Raw genomic sequence first — 18,564 nt, forward strand, 5'->3', positions numbered from 1 at the left:
GTATAGTTAATACTTAGATTTATTTGTTGCCTTTGGCATAGTCTGCTAAAAACTGTTGCAATCCTTTATCTGTTAATGGATGATAGAATAAACTATTAATAGATGAAAGTGGACATGTAACTACATCTGCTCCAGCCTCTGCACACTTTACAATATGCAATGAATTTCTCACTGATGCTGCTAAAATTTCAGTTCTGTATTGATGTACATCATATATATGTCTAATTTGATGTATTAATTCCATTCCATCATAAGAAATATCATCTAATCTGCCAATGAATGGACTTAGATAGGTAGCACCAGCTTTTGCAGCCAAAATTGCTTGTCCTGGCGAAAATACTAGCGTACAGTTTGTTTTAATATTTTTTTCAGAAAAATGTTTTATTGCTTTTATACCATCTTTTATCATGGGCACTTTCACTACAATATTTTTGTGCAAACTAGCCAATCTCATTCCTTCTTCAATTATTCCATCAAAGTTTGTAGATATTACTTCTGCGCTTACATCACCATCTACAATATTACAAATTTGAACATAATGGTCTAAGATATTTTTTTCTCCAGTTATGCCTTCTTTTGCCATCAATGATGGATTTGTTGTTACACCATCTAATATTCCTAAATCATTAGCTTCTCTTATTTGGTCTAAATTTGCAGTATCAATAAAAAATTTCATTTCAAAAATATTTGTTTGAACAAAGATATTGAAATGAAATCAAAAAGTATATAGTTAGTAGTTAGTTTAGTTGAAATAATTTATAGTAACAGCATTTACATTTTCGGCAGGTTTTTTTGAATATTTCTCATTCTCTTCTTTAAATACAGCATTATATTCTAGTTGGTTGTAAAATGCAAAGTTGTAATACTTCATTCCATCATAAAGATATTTGTTTTGTGAAGTAATTACTTCTATTACAACTTCATCATTATTATATACAAAGATAATATGGTTGTCAAATGCTTTCTCTAAATGCAGTTTAAATCCAAGCTCTACCATCTCAGTCATATATTTTTCATACAGTTCTGCGTTTTGTATTTGAAATGAAATTCTGTTTTTATTAACATGTCTTGGTCTGTATACAAAATCTACCCATTGAATACCTACCATAGATTCAACTTCATCATTCAGTTTGAATGTATATACCAAAATATCATTCTTACGCTGTTCGTCTTCATCGTAAAGATGCCATTTTCTTTGGTTCATGTTATCCATCACTTCATCTTGTGCTAACAATCTCAGATGTAGAAAATCTGAGAGGCTTTGTGAATTGCTTGTATATACAAACAATACAAAAGCTACCTTTAGTAATATTAATTTAATCATTTTGGGTTGTTTATGTTACTGTAAAGTTAATAAACATTAACAGATGTGTCAATATTATAATTTATTTTTTTGATTAATATCAATTAAAAATTGCTAAAAATGAAAAAATACCAAGAAATATTGATTTTAGTATAATAAAAAACAATGATTGAGTATGAATCATATAGATTAAGAAAAAACTGAACCTATTTGTTTAAAATGCTATTTATTTAAAATTTAATAAGATTTGATATATTTTTTAATCCTTAAATTTGTTAGATGAACAAGGCATTTTATCCATTATTTTTCGCAATTATATTAGCTAGTGGTGTTTTTTTAGGTTACAAATTACAAGATAGAAACTCTGCAAAGTACAAGCAAATTGGCACAAGTGGCATTAACTCGAAATTAGATTACATACTACAACTTATTGATGCAAAATATGTAGATACTGTAGATGTAAATAAACTGTATGATGAAGCAATAAATGGTATTTTAGAGAAATTAGATCCACATTCTATGTATTTGCCACCAATTGAGAGTCAGCAAGAAGCAGAAATAATGGAAGGTAACTTTGAAGGTATTGGCATTGAATTTTTAATATCAAAAGATACCATTCAGGTTGTAAATACAATATCTGGTGGGCCAGCAGAGCAAGTAGGTATGAGTGCTGGCGATAAGATTATAAAAATAAATGATACATTGGTAGCTGGAAATGGCATTACTAATGAAGTGGTGATGAAAAAACTAAAAGGACCAAAAGGAACTAAAGTTAGTGTAACTGTATTAAAAAGAAATAAAAAAATGGTTACCTATTCCATTACTCGTAATAAAATTCCTATCAATTCAGTTGATGCTGGGTTTATGCTCAATTCAAACACTGGGTATATAAAAATAAATAGATTTAGTAAGAATACCTATTTTGAATTTGCTGAAAAACTGGATATGTTGAGTGCCAAAGGCATGAAAAATTTGATTTTAGACTTAAGAGGAAATGGTGGTGGATTTATGGATCAAGCGATAAAAATTACTGATGAATTTTTAGATGGTAAGAAACTTATTGTTTATACAAAAGGGAAAAATTCTCCTAAAATTGAAGAAAATGCTGGGAAAATTGGAAACTTTGAGCAAGGAAATTTAGCAATATTGATTGATGAAGGCTCAGCATCTGCAAGTGAAATTGTAAGTGGTGCCATTCAAGATTGGGACAGAGGAACAATAATTGGTCGTCGCTCTTTTGGAAAAGGACTAGTACAAGAAGAAATTCCATTTACTGATGGTTCTGCATTAAGACTTACTGTTGCAAGGTATTATACACCAAGCGGAAGAAGTATTCAAAGAGATTATCAGAATGGTTCGCAAGCTTATTACGAAGATGTAAATAATAGATTTAAAAGCAATGGTGAAGCATATGCTTTAGATAGTACTAAGCATTCAGTAGAAAAATATAAAACAAAAGTAAAAGGCAGAACTGTATTTGGTGGTGGTGGTATAGAGCCAGATATTTTTGTACCAATAGATACAAGTATGTACAATCCATTAGTAAATGAAGTGCTTTACAATTCAATATTAAATGAATTTTCATATATATATTATCAAAATATAAAAAACAATTTTAACTATACTACTTTTGAAGACTACAATCAGAAGTTTAATATAAGTGATGATGTGTACAAACAGTTCCTGAATTTTGCTTATCAAAACGGTGTGAACAAAAAATGGAACAATTTTGAAGCTGCGTCCAGACCATACTTATCAAATAGGCTAAAAGCATATATAGCTAAACAAAAATGGCAAATGGAAGGTCTTTTGTATATTCTATCTAAAGATGATAAAATGATAGAAAAAGCATTGAAGACTTTTTAGAGAAAAGCATATCCATACCATACTACATCAGGAAATACGATTAGGAATACAGATGCTTGGTTTATAAATTTTGATTCAACAATTATGACTGGCGTTTGGGTTGGTTGCGACGATCCTATCATACATTTTTTATATACAGGAAATGGCATTGGTACAAAAGCTGCGAAGCCAATTATAAATAATTTTTACAAACTTAATAAGTAATCATACAGACATATTTTCTTCAAAATAAAAAACGCAACTCTATGAGTTGCGTTTAAAAAAGTATAATTTATTTTTTTATAAAACTATTGTAATAATATTTTGCTTGTTGCTAACTTCTCTCCTACTTTTATTTGTACAATATATGTACCACGTGCTTCATTTTTCAAATCAAATTTATTAGAATAAGAACCTTCAAAATTTTGAATTCTATGTGTTTTTATTACTCTTCCAGTTACATCTAAAATAGAAATATATGCTGTGCCTTGTTCTTTTGTTGCAAATTCAACTAAAAACTCACCACTTGTAGGATTTGGGTACACATTGAATTTATCAGTAACTAAATTTATTTTTATATCTTCTTTTGGTGTTTCTACTACACTTTTAGTTTGCTCAGGAAAATTATAATATCTATAAGCATAAAAACTACAATTGCAATTACAACTAGCTTGTCCTTTTTTCAAACTATTAATCACAGAGATTTTTTCATCTATATCGTTAAATGGCGATGAAAGACTATTATCACTGATATTTTTTATTGCAAAAGTATTATTTACACCTTTTCCATCAACATAAGTATAGTCAGCAATTTCATTATTTTTAATTGTTATTGATGAATTATCATTTGTAAAAATCCATTGCTCATCGTTACCAGTTTTTTTAATTTGTACTTTGTAGTCTTTAAAAGTTGGTTTCTCACCTAGTTTAATTTTTTTGCTTTCAGCTTTATTGTTTCTTATATAATCTACTTTTATTACATCACCAACATTGTAAGTTCCAACTGTTGCCACCAAGCTTTCTTTTGTTTCTATTTTCACACCATTTATATGTGTAATAATGTCATTATCCTTAAGCCCTTGTAATTGTGCTGCGCCATTTTTTATGGCTTCAGAAATTTGCACTGCTTTGGTTTCTTTGTCTTGGTAGTTTTTTATGGTAATACCTAAAAAACCAGAATTTGCATTGGCAAGAAAAGTTGAAATTAATAAAAATAGAGAAAGTAATTGTTTATTCATATGATTGCTATTTACCACAAATTTATATAAAAAAATATAAGTCTTCACAATTTTGTGAGTTTTACAAGTTAAAAATTACAAACAAATGTTAAATTATACACTAAAGATTAGTAATAAACTGCATTGTATCAATATTATCAGCATAATCATTTAATGAAGGCATTTGAGTTTGTCCAAAATTTAGATATCCTTTACCAACAATACATTGTAAATTTCCATTTTCTTGATTAATAAAACTATTAATTTCATCATTGTTCTTATAATATTGATAGAACAGACAAGAAATAGGCGAACACAAAGCATTATTCTCAACAATATTTACAAAATTGATATCCAGCATTTTTGTTTGATTCATTAAATAAAGTGTGCGTTGATAGTCCAAATTATTCATGTATGCATTGTGCTGATCTAAAAATGAGAAAGATTGAAATGCAACTAATAGATTAGAAAAATCATAATTTTCTGGCAACAGCAATGCTGATACATTTCTACAACCTAATCCAAAATAGTCAAACACATCATGACCTAATGCAATTAGTTGTTCTATTGACTCAGAGCCATCTAAAATGGCAATAGAATTTCTATTTTTTCTGATAATATGTTTATACTTTCCAAAATAGTATTCAAAATATCTTGCAGAATTATTGCTTCCTGTTGCAATTACGGCATCAAAGTCTTGTAATCTTTCTACAATATTTATTTTATCATGTAATAATGCATCAAATGATTGCCATTTTTTTAAAACAAAAGGCAACAATATTTTATCTTTTTCTGCTAATTTAAGTTGCAGAATATTTCCAGAAATCAATACACACAAAATATCATGAAATGAAACCATAGGCAAATTGCCTGCCGCAACAATTGCAATAGTTTTGGGTTTTTTATCATCGTTTATAGCATATATACTTAGCCATTCTGTTAATTTTTGCTCATTTAGAAATTCTTTTGCAATATTTTGAATAGAATATTTAATATTTTCTGGTGTGAACCAATAATTATGAATATATGTTCTATGAATAATTTCTTCTAGTTCTGCGTCATCAGAAAGTAAAAAATCTGCCAATTGTTGTGCTGCTCGTATTCTATTTTGCATATTCATTAACTATAATTTATTTTTGAAAATTAAATTCAAATTTTATCTTTGTTACAAAAGTAAGAATTATGGCAATCAAAATAACAGAAGAGTGTATAAATTGTGGTGCATGTGAACCAGAATGTCCAAACAATGCTATTTATGAAGGTGGATTAGAGTGGAAAGTAAGTGATGGTACTGCTGTAAAAGGAAGCTACGAACTAATGGACGGAACTATTGTTGATGCAGACGACAAACTTTCGCCAGTTAGCAATGATTTATATTTTATTGTTACAGACAAATGTACAGAATGTAAAGGTTTTCACGAAGAGCCACAATGTGCCGCTGTTTGTCCTGTAGACTGTTGTATTCCAGACGAAAAACACGTAGAGGCAGAAGATATTTTATTAGCTAAAAAAGCAAAATTACACTTAGAGTAACTAAACAAATAATGTTTCGTTACTGTGAATAAAAGTTCCAACAGAATTTTCTTTGCTATAATGCACCATAGCTTTTGCTACTTGCGTACCTTCTATTGCTTTATATTTTTTCAATTTTCCTATTAATAAGCTATTCATTATTGGGCTCAATTTTTGAGCAATACCTTCTCCAATTCTTGTTTCGTTTCTTTCACCAATCAACAAACTTGGTTGTATAATATGCAATGAATTGAAATTTAATTTCATTAACTCATTTTGCAATTCGCCTTTTACTCTATTATAAAATATCGAAGAATGTGCATCAGAACCTAATGCTGTAATTACATTGTAAGAAACTGCACCATTCGCTTTGGCAATTTTTGCAACTTCTAAAGGATATTCAAAATCTACTTTTTTGAAGGCAGCTTGAGAGCCAGCTTTTTTTATAGTTGTACCTAAACAGCAGAAAACAACATCAGCAACAATATCATTTTTATATTTACCTAGATTATCAAAATCTACAATAATTTCTTTCAATTTTTGATATTTTTGTGAAAGTGGTTTTCTACAAAGTACTGTAACATTTGTAAAGCTATTATCATTCAATAATATATTTAAAACTTCGCTACCTACCAAACCAGTAGCACCAACTAATAATGCTGTTTTGCTCATGCTATAAAGATATAAAAAGACAATGAAAAATCAGATTATATTAAATTATAGAAATATGCTTATTTTTATTCCATGATATTATTTGCAGATAGTGGCTCCACAAAAACGAATTGGTTATTATACAATACTAAAACTAAAGAAAAATTACATTTTGATACATTAGGTATTAATCCAATTATTCATCATCATCAAGAAATAATAGATATTATATCTAAAAATGAAGTATTAGTTTCTTTTGGAATGCAAATAAAAACAATACATTTTTTTGGTGCTGGTTGCTCGAGTATAGAGCGAAACTTATTAGCAAAAAATGCAATGCACAATATTTTTCCTAAAGCAGATATATTTATTGATGAAGATATGATTGGTGCAGGAATTTCTATATGTGGCAATCAAAAAGGCATTGCATGTATTTTAGGTACTGGCTCTAATAGCATTTATTTTGATGGTCAAAAATGGCACGAATCTAATGGTGGCATTGGTTTTATACTAGGTGATGAAGGTAGTGGTTCGTATTTTGGAAAATTAATCTTAAGAGATTTCTTATATCAGAAATTGCCACATGAAATTGAGCATGAATTAAAAGAAAAATATCATGCTGAAAAAAATGAAATTTTCCATAAAACATATAAAGCCATTTCGCCAAATAGATATTTGGCTAGCTTCGCTCCTATTTTATCTACTTTTAGAGCAACTGAATATGTACAACTATTATTACAAGAAGGCTTTACATCATTCATAGATTATCATGTATGTTGTTTTCCAAACTACCAAGAAGTGCCTGTTGGTTTTGTTGGTTCTATAGCATCAAATTTTCAGTCAGAACTTGCTCAAGTTGCTTGGAATTTTGATATTCAATTAGGAAAATTTGTATCACAACCTATTGAAGAAGTTGCCAATCATTTTATTTCAATTTTAGAAAAATAATCTAACGAAACTAAAAACCAATACTAATTAGTTTTAATTTTTGTTGTGTTGCTAAGCTATCAAACATTACTTTGTGTGCTTTATCTATTACAGTAGTTGTGCTTAGTTTTTCTTTGAATGGATCTACTTGTGCACCATTTTTCCAAAAACGATAACAAACATGCGATCCTGTAGACAATCCAGTACTACCAACATATCCTATTATTTCGCCTTGTCTTACATGTTGACCAACACGCATATTTTTTGCAAATTTACTCATGTGCAAATATTGTGTCGTATAAGTTTTGTTGTGTTTTATTTTTACATAATTTCCATTATTCTCTGAAAACGTTGCAGCTTCTACGATTCCAGATGCTGTTGCCAAAATTGGCGTTCCGTGTGGTGCAGCAAAATCAGTACCTAAATGTGGTCTTACTTCGAGCAAAATTGGATGAAAGCGTTGTAAATTATATCTAGAAACAATAAATCCTTTTTTTAATGGCGACGATAGAAATGAAATTTTATGGTATTTCCCTTGCTCGTCTGCATAAATTTGTGCACTATCTTCTGGCAAAAAATACTCTGTTATAAAATATGATTTCTTTTTTGTGTGGATACTTGCGCAATGAATATCACCTAATGCATAAAAATTACCATCTATATACAAATCATCATAAATAACACGCAAAGTATCTCCTGTTTTTAGTTGATGTGTTGATATTTTTGGATTAAATACATGATTTATTTTCTCAATTAATTGTTGGTTTATATTTTTATCTTTTAATGAATTTTTTATTTTTGATTGTACAATAAAAGCCAACGCTTGACGAATTGTATCAATCTTTTTTTCATAGAATGAAATTTTAAAAGAATCAGCACAATGGATAATCATATAATCTTTCTGATTCAGCTCAAATGCTAAATATTGGATAACGTAATTCGAATCTATTAATTTAGATAATATATAATATTGTTGTTTTGGTTTTATACCTTGAAACTGTTGTTGTTTGAGTATTTGCTTGTTTAATAATTTATAGTCTTTCTTTGTGAATTGTAGATTCTTAAATATTTTCTCTAAAACATCTTTACGTTGAATGGTTTTACTTTCTATGTAAAAACTATCAACATTAATTCCTAAAAAGAAACTACAAATAGTATCTACACAAACTGTTTGAACAGCTACTGTATCTTTTGGTATATGTTGTTGTGGAGCTTTTTTATGCTTGTTTCCATTGCAAGAAGCTATAAGTACAACTATAAGAAAGGCAACAAAAAACTTTATACATACAAAAGCAAGATGATTTGTGATTAATCTTTCTTTACAAATATGTACACATCTTCGCTATCTCGTTTCATCCAATATTTTTCTCTGGCAAATTGTTCTAGCGTAGATTTATTTTTAAATATTTCTTTTTGTTCCTCTTTTATATCACTTATCATGTCTGTATAAATAACTTCTTCTTTCTTTAATTCTCTCAAGTCTTTAAACAATTTGGATTGTGAAAATAAATTATATTGATTAAAAAATAAAAGATATATAAAATAAATAAATAAAATATAGAAAATCTTATTTTTAAATATGCTTGGTATTTTGTCTAATAATTCTTGGTCAACTATTTTCATGACTATATTTTCAAATTCAAAGGTAACAAAAAAAACGAGTCATTGCAAACTATCAACTATAATTTAAAACTATTTAAGTTTTACAGCTTTTGAAGAAACTGATATATTAAAAACAGTGCTAATGTATCTGTACTGCAATACTCAATCAACTCATTGTAGGTTTGGTTTTTCTCAATTTCAGATTTATAAAATAATTCGTTGTACAATGCCATTGCTTCTACGCCATCTTTTACATTTATATTTTGATATGGATTATTTTTCAATGTAACTCCAGCAATCGTTTTCAATGAATAACTACCTAATTGATTTGGATGATAGTAATACAAATTTTTAAAAACAACTTCTATATCTACAATTTTATTTATTCTTTCAGCAATTTCTGTTCTATATTGTGGAAATAAATTTGCCAAATAATTTAGCATACCTTTTTCCATCAGCTCATTAAACACAAGAATTGAATTGATATTTTTTGTATCATCTAAAAATTTGAGCAAGAAATTTAGTCTATCATCTTTGTCTGTTGTAGATAAAAAATAGGAATGTTTTAATGGTGCATCACTGCTTTCTTGTGTGTGCAAAGAGAATAAAAATGGAATCCTTTCATACGGTTTGGTATGTTTAAAAATTGGAATTGCAGACTGAAATGCTTCTAAATCAAAAACAGCAATTGGATATCCTACTACAGCTAAAATTGTTTTAATTTTTTCAGTATCAACAATTGGCGCTTTAGTTGTATAGGCATTGAGTAAAATATTATTAGGTTGTAATAGTGCATATTCATCTATTGTATTTACATTGTTTTCTATAAGTTCCATTTTTTCAGCTAATGGCATCCCTTGCAAATTCCAAATTGAATTTTCAGGTACATCTTTCCAACAGTATTTTTTAAAATCACAAGGATATGGCTTATTGCATTGTCCACCAATTTTTACATCAGGCATATTAGGCAATTGTATGGTCTCAATAGCTTCATTTATTTTTTGTTCAATAAATTCTTGTTCTGCCAATATTTGTTTTAACACAGACTGTTTTGCAAAAAATTGATGAATATCTAAACTATCTTCCATCACGTATTTCTCATTCACATGTACAATAAAAAAATCTTCAAGCTTAATACCAGATTTTGAGATGATGTAATATTGAATGGCACAATCTAAAATATATGTATTCGAAATACCTAATGAGCTTTTTACTTCATATGCATAAAATTTGCCATCATCTTGTACCAAAATATCCAATGCAATTACAATACCTTGATATTTGAATGCAGCTTCGTAAATTACCTTTTGTCCTTGAGAAATTAATAATGATGTAGCAGAAATACTTTGAGCGTATTGAAATGGCGATGGTGGCGTACAATCTTTTCCATTTGGAAATAATTCTTGTGCTAATTTTCCAATTCTTATTCCTCTATCAAACTTTTGTTGTTGTTTTACATCAGGAATACTTCTTAAATTATAATGATGTTTATATAAATATAAAGACTTTGAACATTGCAAGAAACGAATTAAACTAGATTTACTTAGCTGATTTGATTTTTTTGACATTATGATATTTAAAAGATATTGACTATTTTTGGTAATTCAACAGCAAATATGAAAAAAAATATACTTTTAGTCGTTGTTTTTATTTCAACAACTTTTATTTATGCACAGAAAGGCTTTCAAGTAGGTGCAAATTTCACACCAGGATTGTCTTATATGTTAGCACAGAATAACTATTATTTAGCACCAGGCACTGGTGGTGGCAACTCTAGTAAAGAATTAGATTACAAACCAAAATTTAGTTATAATGCAAATGTCTTTTTTGGATATAATTTTAAAGACAAACATGGCATTAGAGTACATGGTGGATATTGTGTTGAAGGACAAAAATATGAAGACATATTTAAGTGGCCAGCATATGGATTGCAAGGAAGACATACCAAAGAAGTGAACTTCCAATTTGTAAATGCAGCAGTATTTTATCGTTTTTCGCCAATATTAAAAGGACAAAGAGAAAAAAATCCTGATGGTAACTATGGCAATGGAAGATATAAAATAAGAATGAAAATGATGGCTGGTATTGAAACAGACTTTTTAGTAAATGCAAGCATGAAATATAAAATTGAAAGAGTTAGTAAAGATGAATTAACGAATGAAAATTGGAATGGCTATTATGATCCAACAGCTGCACCAGATTTTTCTCAATATCCATTTATAGCACCTGGAAGTCCACTAGGATTGCCAGGCGCATATCCTCCAGTAGAACCTTACGGAAATGGTGGTTATGCACCATACTATGCATTAGGCAAACCAGCAAAACAAAAAGACTATTTTGTGCCATTGCAAGCTACTTTGGCTGTAAATTATGGTTTCGATTACATTCTTAAAAACAATATGTACTTTGGCTTGGGCTTAGATTTCAAAATAGGTTTGAATGATATTAATGCAAAAGCATATAGAACGCATCCTGAATATAAAAAATCTAAAAACTATTTCTTTGGTCTTAAAGCAGAGATTGGATATAACATAATGAAAGATGGTGACAAAAAGAAAACACCATCTACGCCAAAACAAGAAAAAGTAAAAGAAGAGACAAAAAAGAAAGATGATTATAATTATAATTATGACAACAAAACTTATGAAACAAAAACTAAAAACGTATCATCATATAAAAAAGATGGAACACTAAAAAACAAAAGCATTAATAAAGGTAAAAAGAGAAAAAAATAGATTTCACTTTTAATATCAGATTTAAATTTAATATCTACATCTAGGCAAATACTTTGAACAAATGTTTATTACTTTATAGATTAAACATTTGCAATTCTAATCTGTTTTATATAATTTAGAATTTGAATTATGACAGAATTAAGTAAAAATGAGTTTTATGCACTTATTTCATTATTGGATGATGATGACCAAGAAGTATTAGCACATGTCTCAGAAAAACTAACATCATTAGGCATCAATGGAATTCCATTACTCACTAATGCATATCAAAGTATAGATAACACAGTTGTACAATCGAGATTAGAAGAATTGATTAGCTCAATTCAATTTGATAATATTAGTGATAGACTTTCATATTGGCATCAAAGCAAAGAAAAAGATTTGTTAGAAGCGACTTTAATTATTGCACAAATACATTATCCAGAAATTGATGAATTTGCCATTCAACAAAAAATAAATTCATTAGCCAAATCAGTTTGGATTGAACTGAATGCAGCATTATCACCACTAGAAGAATTACAAGTAATCAATCAAGTATTTTTTCAACTACATGGATATCTTGGTGTGCAAACACCAACACCAGATGCAGACTTAGGCTATATCAATAAAGTATTAGACACAAAAAAAGGCAATTCATTATCACTTGGAATTCTTTTTTTAATTGTTGCTCAAAAAAATGATTTACCAATTTATGGCATCAACTTACCTTATCATTTTATAATGGCATATTGCAAAAAACATTTAACTGATGAGCAATTGAATGACAATAGAAATGATAAAGACGTGATGTTTTACATCAATCCATTAAATAAAGGCATAGCATTCTCAAGAGTTGAAATTACAAGTTACTTAGAGCAAATGAAGATTGAACCAAAGCGTCAATACTATTCACCATGCAATCATGTTGAAATCATAAAATCTTTGCTATACAATCAAATGTCTTGTTACGATAAAAACCACGACAATAAAAAGGCACAACAACTTAAGGCATTATTCGACATGCTAAATAATCAAAATGCAGATAACGATATTGAAATGGAAGATGAGGACTAAATTTTGTCAATTCTATTTTGATGTCGACCACCTTCAAACTCAGTACTTAGAAATAACTTGGTCATTTCCATAGCTTCGTTTATCGTTACAAATCTTGCCGGAATGCAAATAATATTGGCATTATTATGTTGTCTTGCAAGCATTGCAGTAGCATTGTTCCAGCATATTGCTGCTCTTACTTTATGATGTTTGTTAGCAACAATAGCTACGCCATTTGCACTACCACAAAGCAAAATTCCGAACGAATATGTACTATCATTTACCTTTTCTGCCAATGCATGTGCAATATCAGGATAATCACATGATGCTTCTGAATGTGTACCTGCATCGAAAAACTCAATATTATTTTCTGTTAGATATTTTTTTAATATTTCTTTATACTCAAAACCTGCGTGGTCACTACCAATGATAACTTTATTTACTAAAAACATATTTATATATTAATAATCTCTATATCCAAATTTTCTAAGCATACTGTCTCTATCACGCCATCCATCAGCAACACGCACATAAGTTTCTAAATATACTTTTTTCTGAAAAAATGCTTCTAAATCTATTCTCGCTTCTATGCCAACTTTTTTTATTTTTTCCCCTTTTTTCCCAATTAATATTGGTTTTTGACTATCACGTTCTACATAGATCTCAACAGCAATTTTTATAATTTCGCCATCTTCCATAAAATAAGTACAAACGACTTCTGTTGAATAAGGAATTTCTTGTTTGTAGTTGGTTAATATTTTTTCTCTTACAATTTCTGATACAAAAAATCTCTCTGGTCTATCTGTAATTGCGTCTTTATCAAAATAAGGTGGAGACTCTGGCATATGCTGCACAATAAAATCCATTAATTTATCTAAGTTCCAATGAAACTTTGCAGACAAAGATAAAACTGTAGCGCTTGGAAAATCATTTTCCCAAATCACACGCTCTTGTTCTACAACATCATGTTCTGCTATATCCAATTTATTGAGTAATAATACAACTGGAATATTAAAATTCTTTATTTTCTGATATTCTTCAGGTTGATTTTCTGGCTTGTCTCCTATTTGTACCATATAAATGAAAACATCTGCATCTTCTAAAGATGTGCGTACAAAGTTCATCATACTTTCCTGCATTTTATATGCAGGTTTTATTATTCCTGGCAAATCAGAAATGACTATTTGAAAATCATCACCATTTACAATACCTAAAATTCTATGTCTAGTAGTTTGAGCTTTTGATGTAATAATTGACAGTCGCTCTCCTACCAAAGCATTCATCAATGTAGATTTTCCTACATTTGGCTTACCTAAAACATTTACATATCCTGCTCTATGCATACAAGAGTAAATATAGCTATTTTTTATAAAAGTGTGCAATAAATATTTAATATATTTTATTAAATATACCAAACACACACATTATATAATTACTAATCTAACTATATAAACATCAGACATAGAATGAAACTTTACTTTAACATAATGTATTAATGCAAAAAAATGACTATCTTTGCACCACATCGCGGGATGGAGCAGTTGGCAGCTCGTCGGGCTCATAACCCGAAGGTCGTTGGTTCGAGTCCAACTCCCGCTACTAGAAAGCCTTGTGATATTACAAGGCTTTTTTTATTATTTTAGATTATGCCTATATATATTCTTATTGCATTATTTATTTTTGGCGTTGCATCTCAACTTATACCACAATTGCCTAATGATTTGTATAAAAAGATAAACAAGTTTATAATATTCATTCCACTTCCTGCAATTACATTATACAATATTCCAAAACTGGATATAAGCAAAGCAGTTTTACTTCCAATATTATCTGCTTGGATAACATTTTTTGGTGCTATATTATTTTTCATGCTTATTGCAAAAAAAGCAAATCTAACAAAAGCAACCATTGCGTGTCTTATATTAAGTTGTGGCTTGGGCAATACATCTTTTGTCGGATTTCCAATACTCACTCAGCTATATGATGCAAGTGCTATACAATATGCCATTTTTGTAGACCAGCCTGGTAGTTTCTTAATTATGTCTACTTTAGGTGTTTTGGTTGCAAATTATGCCAGCACAGGAAATATTAATATCAAAATTATTTTCAAAAAACTATTTTCATTTCCACCATTTATTTGTTTTATAATTGCATTATTCTTATCTAAAAATACAATTCCAAGTAATATTGATGTATACTTGAAAGCAATTGGCAGCTTAATGATTCCTTTGGCTATGCTTTCTTTAGGTATGCAATTCAAGCTAAATTTTAAAACTATCCCATGGAAAAAATTTCTAATTGGAGTTAGTTATAAATTGGTTATTGCACCTTTGGTCATCTATATATTATATATATTTATTTTACAACAAGATACATTTGCCAATAGAATTTCTGTAATAGAATGTGCCATGCCACCAATGATAACATCTTCTATTATTGCATCAGAACATGGATTAGATGAAGATTTAGCAGCAGTACTTCCAACATTAGGTATTTTATGCTCATTGCCTACATTATTAGTTTGGAAATTTATTTTAGGCTAATTATATCAACAGAAAACATCAATTTGTTATTTATTTTCTGAATATTTATTCTCATTTCAAAGACATTATACTTATATTTGGCAAACATTTTTATACACCATGACAGTTCAGCAAATTATTGAATTATTAGGCGAAGAAAGAGCCAAATATTTACTTCAACATCAATCTAATACAATACAAAAAGAGCAATTACATTTACCATCATCAAATTTTGTAGATGATGTGTTTGCACCAAGCAATAGAAATATACAAACTATAAAAAGTTTGCAACAGATCTATAATACTGGACGTTTAGCAGGAACTGGCTATGTATCAATTCTTCCAGTAGATCAAGGAATCGAGCACAGTGCTGGAGCAAGTTTTGCACCAAATCCTATTTATTTTGATCCAGAGAATATTGTAAAATTAGCTATTGAAGGTGGTTGCAATGCTGTAGCTTCTACTTATGGTGTATTGAGTATGGTTGCTAGAAAATATGCTCATAAAATTCCATTTGTAGTAAAAATAAATCACAATGAATTTCTTTCCTATCCAAATACATTTGACCAAATCATGTTTGGTAGTATAAAAGATGCTTGGAATATGGGCGCAACTGCTGTTGGTGCTACTATCTATTTTGGTTCTGAAGAAAGTAGAAGACAAATTATTGAAGTAGCAAAAGCTTTTGAATATGCACATGAATTGGGTATGACCACAATTCTTTGGTGTTATCTTAGAAATAATGCATTTAAAAAAGATGGTGTTGATTATCATACATCTGCTGATTTGTCTGCACAAGCAAATCACCTTGGTGTTACCATTCAAGCTGATATCATTAAACAAAAACTACCTACAAACAATGGTGGGTACAACGCTATAAACTTTGGTAAAACACACAAATCTGTTTACGAAAAATTGACGACAGAACATCCAATTGACTTAACAAGATACCAAGTAGCTAATTGTTATATGGGAAGAGCTGGTTTAATCAACTCAGGTGGCGAAAGTAAAGGACAAACAGATATGGCAGAAGCAGTTGAAACTGCAATCATCAATAAAAGAGCTGGTGGAATGGGATTAATTTCTGGTAGAAAAGCATTCCAAAAAGACATGAAAGTTGGTGTTGAGTTGTTGAATGCCATCCAAGATGTATACTTGAATAAAGATATTGATATTGCCTAAATTTTGCAATAAACGAAGCACATTCATCATTACGCTCGTTTGCGTATTGCTTATTATTTCGTGCAAGTACAATCCAAACAAATCATTTCCTGATATATTTGTTGGCAAGTGGAATTTAGATTATCCAGATGCAAGTGGGTACGATGTTTGGACAAAAATAAATGATACTTTATTGAATGGCAAAGGCTATGCTGATAGTACAACATTGTTTGAAGATATGCTATTGCATAAAAACAATGGACAGTGGAGTATGGTTATAAAAGGTTATACTGAAGGAAATTCTGATATTGTAAAATTTGACTTAGTAGAACAAAGCAAAAATTCTTTTATATTTGAAAACAAGCATCATGATTTTCCTCAACAAATAATATATAAATTTAGAAGTGAAAAAAGTTTAGTTGTCGTATTAAAAAATGAAACTAAATTGCATGAAATATTTTTTGTACTGGACAATTGAATGCAACAAAAAAATATACTGAAATAGTTAAATTAACTGCATCACAATTAGGATTTTCTTTTTGTGGCATTAGTCAATCAACTTATTTAGAAGAAGAAGCGCCAAAATTAGAAAACTGGCTCAACAACAATTACCATGGAAAAATGAAGTACATGGAAAATCATTTTGATGTTAGATTAAATCCAGATTTACTTGTTCCAAATGCAAAATCTGTAATTACACTACTATACAATTACCACACAACACACCCACACATTGACCAAGCCTATAAAATTTCAAAATATGCATATAATGAAGACTACCATGATGTTATTAAAAATAAACTAAAAACATATATTGAAATATTACAACAAAATATTGGCAAAATAAATGCTCGAGGATTTACTGATTCTGCGCCAATTTTAGAAAGAGTATGGGCAAAAAAATCTGGTGTTGGTTGGATTGGAAAAAACACATTATTAATCAACAAACAACAAGGTTCTTTTTTCTTTTTAGCAGAAATTGTTTTAGATGTAGAGTTAGATTACGACACAGAACTCGAAAAAGATTATTGTGGTACTGACAGCGTGTATTGATGCTTGCCCAACTGATGCAATATTAAACAATCAAATTATTGATGGAAGCAAGTGCATTTCATATTTGACAATTGAATTAAAAGATGAAATAATTGATAGTTATTTTAAAGATAAAATTAAAAAATATATTTTTGGCTGTGATATATGTCAAGATGTTTGCCCATGGAATCGATTTTCAATACCACATCAAGAAGAGAAATTTAAAGCTAAGTCAGAACTATTGCAAATGAAAAAAGAAGATTGGGAAGATTTGACTGAAGAAGTATTTAATAGTTTATTCAAACACTCTGCAATAAAAAGAACTAAATTTAAAGGATTAAAACGTAATATCAATTTTATAAAAGATGCAGATTAAAATATGTGGCATGCGTGATGCGCAGAACATCAAAGAATTACTTGCTTTAAACCCAGATTTTATTGGATTTATTTTCTATCCAGCATCAAAGAGATATATTACCATAGATGAATATCTAAGTTTAGATTTAGATACTCGATTTACTAAAAAAGTTGGCGTATTTGTAAACGAAGACATCAAAAAAGTAATAAGTATTGCAACACTAGCTGAAATAAATTATTTACAATTGCATGGAGATGAAAGTGTAGAATATTGTGAGCAACTAAAGTATTTAGATTTTAAAATCATTAAAGCATTTGGCATTGACGAACACTTTGACTTTCAGCAACTAAATGCATATGACGAAGTATGTGATTACTTTCTATTTGATACCAAAACTAAAGATTTTGGCGGAAGCGGCATTACCTTCGATTGGAATATATTAAACAATTACACATTAAATAAAAAAATATTTTTATCAGGTGGCTTAAATATTGAACACATAAAACAAATCAAACAATTAAATTTTGCAGACAAAATATTTGCATTAGATTTCAATAGTCAATTAGAAATTTCTCCTTCAAATAAAGATATAAAAAAGTGCGAAGCATTAATCAATGCTATTCATCAATTACAATAAAAAATGCCATTCAGAAATGAATGGCATTAA

20 protein-coding genes, 1 tRNA gene and 1 pseudogene are annotated in these 18,564 nt (G+C 29.2%); 11 read left to right on the forward strand and 11 right to left on the reverse strand.

The genetic code is table 11. The features are described 5' to 3' along the window. Nucleotides 1-19: 19 nt before the first annotated feature. Complete coding sequence (gene fsa, locus IPK18_00280) at nt 20-676, reverse strand: fructose-6-phosphate aldolase (protein QQR98015.1); 657 nt, start codon at nt 674-676, stop codon at nt 20-22. Nucleotides 677-742: 66 nt separating this feature from the next. Continuing rightward, nucleotides 743-1,324, reverse strand: coding sequence for a hypothetical protein (locus IPK18_00285; GenBank protein ID QQR98016.1), 582 nt, complete (start codon nt 1,322-1,324; stop codon nt 743-745). Between the two features lie 258 nt (nt 1,325-1,582). On the opposite strand from IPK18_00285, the gene IPK18_00290 reads away from it, so the two are divergent. Then, nucleotides 1,583-3,169 (forward strand): S41 family peptidase, encoded by a 1,587-nt coding sequence (locus tag IPK18_00290; GenBank protein ID QQR98017.1) that lies wholly within the window; start codon nt 1,583-1,585, stop codon nt 3,167-3,169. Here IPK18_00290 and IPK18_00295 read toward each other — a convergent pair. From IPK18_00295 to IPK18_00305, 3 genes are all read right to left on the reverse strand, one after another. Further along, the gene (locus tag IPK18_00295; GenBank protein QQR98018.1) at nt 3,166-3,318 is read right to left on the reverse strand and encodes a hypothetical protein; all 153 of its coding nucleotides are present in this window, start codon (nt 3,316-3,318) and stop codon (nt 3,166-3,168) included. The two genes, IPK18_00290 and IPK18_00295, sit on opposite strands and share 4 nt — an antisense overlap. Before the next feature lie 138 nt (nt 3,319-3,456). Beyond that, nucleotides 3,457-4,386: a T9SS type A sorting domain-containing protein gene (locus IPK18_00300; protein QQR98019.1), complete on the reverse strand. Its 930-nt coding sequence runs from the start codon at nt 4,384-4,386 to the stop codon at nt 3,457-3,459. 100 nt (nt 4,387-4,486) lie between these two features. Next, nucleotides 4,487-5,479: an acyl-CoA reductase gene (locus tag IPK18_00305; GenBank protein QQR98020.1), complete on the reverse strand. Its 993-nt coding sequence runs from the start codon at nt 5,477-5,479 to the stop codon at nt 4,487-4,489. A gap of 68 nt (nt 5,480-5,547) precedes the next feature. Between IPK18_00305 and IPK18_00310 the strand changes: the two genes are divergently transcribed. After that, complete coding sequence (locus IPK18_00310; protein ID QQR98021.1) at nt 5,548-5,898, forward strand: 4Fe-4S binding protein; 351 nt, start codon at nt 5,548-5,550, stop codon at nt 5,896-5,898. Here the strand turns inward: IPK18_00310 and IPK18_00315 are convergent, their stop codons facing one another. Further along, nucleotides 5,899-6,549 (reverse strand): oxidoreductase, encoded by a 651-nt coding sequence (locus IPK18_00315; protein QQR98022.1) that lies wholly within the window; start codon nt 6,547-6,549, stop codon nt 5,899-5,901. A gap of 72 nt (nt 6,550-6,621) precedes the next feature. On the opposite strand from IPK18_00315, the gene IPK18_00320 reads away from it, so the two are divergent. Further along, nucleotides 6,622-7,476 carry an N-acetylglucosamine kinase gene (locus tag IPK18_00320; protein ID QQR98023.1) on the forward strand — a complete coding sequence of 285 codons (855 nt, stop codon included), beginning with the start codon at nt 6,622-6,624 and terminating at the stop codon, nt 7,474-7,476. A gap of 10 nt (nt 7,477-7,486) precedes the next feature. On the opposite strand, the gene IPK18_00325 is transcribed toward IPK18_00320, so the two are convergent. The 3 genes from IPK18_00325 to IPK18_00335 form a co-directional block, all read right to left on the reverse strand. Continuing rightward, a complete protein-coding gene (locus IPK18_00325; GenBank protein ID QQR98024.1) occupies nt 7,487-8,347 on the reverse strand; it encodes a M23 family metallopeptidase in 861 nt (286 codons plus the stop codon). Between the two features lie 416 nt (nt 8,348-8,763). Beyond that, nucleotides 8,764-9,078 (reverse strand): septum formation initiator family protein, encoded by a 315-nt coding sequence (locus IPK18_00330; GenBank protein ID QQR98025.1) that lies wholly within the window; start codon nt 9,076-9,078, stop codon nt 8,764-8,766. Between the two features lie 80 nt (nt 9,079-9,158). Continuing rightward, nucleotides 9,159-10,625 (reverse strand): DUF2779 domain-containing protein, encoded by a 1,467-nt coding sequence (locus IPK18_00335; protein QQR98026.1) that lies wholly within the window; start codon nt 10,623-10,625, stop codon nt 9,159-9,161. 48 nt (nt 10,626-10,673) lie between these two features. On the opposite strand from IPK18_00335, the gene IPK18_00340 reads away from it, so the two are divergent. Continuing rightward, nucleotides 10,674-11,792 carry a hypothetical protein gene (locus IPK18_00340; protein ID QQR98027.1) on the forward strand — a complete coding sequence of 373 codons (1,119 nt, stop codon included), beginning with the start codon at nt 10,674-10,676 and terminating at the stop codon, nt 11,790-11,792. Nucleotides 11,793-11,921: 129 nt separating this feature from the next. After that, on the forward strand, nt 11,922-12,845 hold the full coding sequence (locus IPK18_00345; protein QQR98028.1) for a transglutaminase family protein: 924 nt from the start codon (nt 11,922-11,924) through the stop codon (nt 12,843-12,845). Here the strand turns inward: IPK18_00345 and rpiB are convergent. Continuing rightward, nucleotides 12,842-13,276 carry a ribose 5-phosphate isomerase B gene (gene rpiB, locus IPK18_00350; protein QQR98029.1) on the reverse strand — a complete coding sequence of 145 codons (435 nt, stop codon included), beginning with the start codon at nt 13,274-13,276 and terminating at the stop codon, nt 12,842-12,844. The two genes, IPK18_00345 and rpiB, sit on opposite strands and share 4 nt — an antisense overlap. A gap of 9 nt (nt 13,277-13,285) precedes the next feature. Beyond that, the gene (era, locus tag IPK18_00355) at nt 13,286-14,167 is read right to left on the reverse strand and encodes a GTPase Era (protein QQR98030.1); all 882 of its coding nucleotides are present in this window, start codon (nt 14,165-14,167) and stop codon (nt 13,286-13,288) included. A 183-nt stretch (nt 14,168-14,350) separates the two neighbouring features. On the opposite strand from era, the gene IPK18_00360 reads away from it, so the two are divergent. The 6 genes and pseudogenes from IPK18_00360 (at nt 14,351) to IPK18_00385 (ending at nt 18,534) form a co-directional block, all read left to right on the forward strand. Beyond that, a tRNA-Met gene (locus IPK18_00360) sits at nt 14,351-14,423 on the forward strand. Between the two features lie 47 nt (nt 14,424-14,470). After that, nucleotides 14,471-15,367, forward strand: a complete 897-nt coding sequence (locus IPK18_00365; GenBank protein QQR98031.1) for an AEC family transporter — start codon at nt 14,471-14,473, stop codon at nt 15,365-15,367. A gap of 99 nt (nt 15,368-15,466) precedes the next feature. Continuing rightward, nucleotides 15,467-16,528: a class I fructose-bisphosphate aldolase gene (locus tag IPK18_00370; GenBank protein ID QQR98032.1), complete on the forward strand. Its 1,062-nt coding sequence runs from the start codon at nt 15,467-15,469 to the stop codon at nt 16,526-16,528. Beyond that, nucleotides 16,521-16,985, forward strand: coding sequence for a hypothetical protein (locus IPK18_00375; GenBank protein QQR98033.1), 465 nt, complete (start codon nt 16,521-16,523; stop codon nt 16,983-16,985). Before IPK18_00370 ends, IPK18_00375 begins: the two co-directional genes overlap by 8 nt. Further along, nucleotides 16,982-17,915 (forward strand): annotated as a pseudogene (queG, locus tag IPK18_00380) (tRNA epoxyqueuosine(34) reductase QueG). The gene IPK18_00375 and the pseudogene queG overlap by 4 nt, the downstream one beginning before the upstream one ends. After that, complete coding sequence (locus IPK18_00385) at nt 17,905-18,534, forward strand: phosphoribosylanthranilate isomerase (protein QQR98034.1); 630 nt, start codon at nt 17,905-17,907, stop codon at nt 18,532-18,534. Before queG ends, IPK18_00385 begins: the two are co-directional and overlap by 11 nt. Nucleotides 18,535-18,564: the final 30 nt, after the last annotated feature.

The sequence above is a fragment of the Sphingobacteriales bacterium genome (assembly GCA_016699615.1).
Taxonomy (GTDB): Bacteria; Bacteroidota; Bacteroidia; order Chitinophagales; family JADIYW01; genus JADJSS01.

Excerpts from the sequence above, each read along its gene's own strand:
- fsa (QQR98015.1), bottom strand. The coding sequence starts at position 676 with ATGAAATTTTTTATTGATACTGCAAATTTAGACCAAATAAGAGAAGCT.
- IPK18_00285 (QQR98016.1), bottom strand. The coding sequence starts at position 1,324 with ATGATTAAATTAATATTACTAAAGGTAGCTTTTGTATTGTTTGTATAT.
- IPK18_00290 (QQR98017.1), top strand. The coding sequence starts at position 1,583 with ATGAACAAGGCATTTTATCCATTATTTTTCGCAATTATATTAGCTAGT.
- IPK18_00295 (QQR98018.1), bottom strand. The coding sequence starts at position 3,318 with ATGCCATTTCCTGTATATAAAAAATGTATGATAGGATCGTCGCAACCA.
- IPK18_00300 (QQR98019.1), bottom strand. The coding sequence starts at position 4,386 with ATGAATAAACAATTACTTTCTCTATTTTTATTAATTTCAACTTTTCTT.
- IPK18_00305 (QQR98020.1), bottom strand. The coding sequence starts at position 5,479 with ATGCAAAATAGAATACGAGCAGCACAACAATTGGCAGATTTTTTACTT.
- IPK18_00310 (QQR98021.1), top strand. The coding sequence starts at position 5,548 with ATGGCAATCAAAATAACAGAAGAGTGTATAAATTGTGGTGCATGTGAA.
- IPK18_00315 (QQR98022.1), bottom strand. The coding sequence starts at position 6,549 with ATGAGCAAAACAGCATTATTAGTTGGTGCTACTGGTTTGGTAGGTAGC.
- IPK18_00320 (QQR98023.1), top strand. The coding sequence starts at position 6,622 with ATGATATTATTTGCAGATAGTGGCTCCACAAAAACGAATTGGTTATTA.
- IPK18_00325 (QQR98024.1), bottom strand. The coding sequence starts at position 8,347 with ATGATTATCCATTGTGCTGATTCTTTTAAAATTTCATTCTATGAAAAA.
- IPK18_00330 (QQR98025.1), bottom strand. The coding sequence starts at position 9,078 with ATGAAAATAGTTGACCAAGAATTATTAGACAAAATACCAAGCATATTT.
- IPK18_00335 (QQR98026.1), bottom strand. The coding sequence starts at position 10,625 with ATGTCAAAAAAATCAAATCAGCTAAGTAAATCTAGTTTAATTCGTTTC.
- IPK18_00340 (QQR98027.1), top strand. The coding sequence starts at position 10,674 with ATGAAAAAAAATATACTTTTAGTCGTTGTTTTTATTTCAACAACTTTT.
- IPK18_00345 (QQR98028.1), top strand. The coding sequence starts at position 11,922 with ATGACAGAATTAAGTAAAAATGAGTTTTATGCACTTATTTCATTATTG.
- rpiB (QQR98029.1), bottom strand. The coding sequence starts at position 13,276 with ATGTTTTTAGTAAATAAAGTTATCATTGGTAGTGACCACGCAGGTTTT.
- era (QQR98030.1), bottom strand. The coding sequence starts at position 14,167 with ATGCATAGAGCAGGATATGTAAATGTTTTAGGTAAGCCAAATGTAGGA.
- IPK18_00365 (QQR98031.1), top strand. The coding sequence starts at position 14,471 with ATGCCTATATATATTCTTATTGCATTATTTATTTTTGGCGTTGCATCT.
- IPK18_00370 (QQR98032.1), top strand. The coding sequence starts at position 15,467 with ATGACAGTTCAGCAAATTATTGAATTATTAGGCGAAGAAAGAGCCAAA.
- IPK18_00385 (QQR98034.1), top strand. The coding sequence starts at position 17,905 with ATGCAGATTAAAATATGTGGCATGCGTGATGCGCAGAACATCAAAGAA.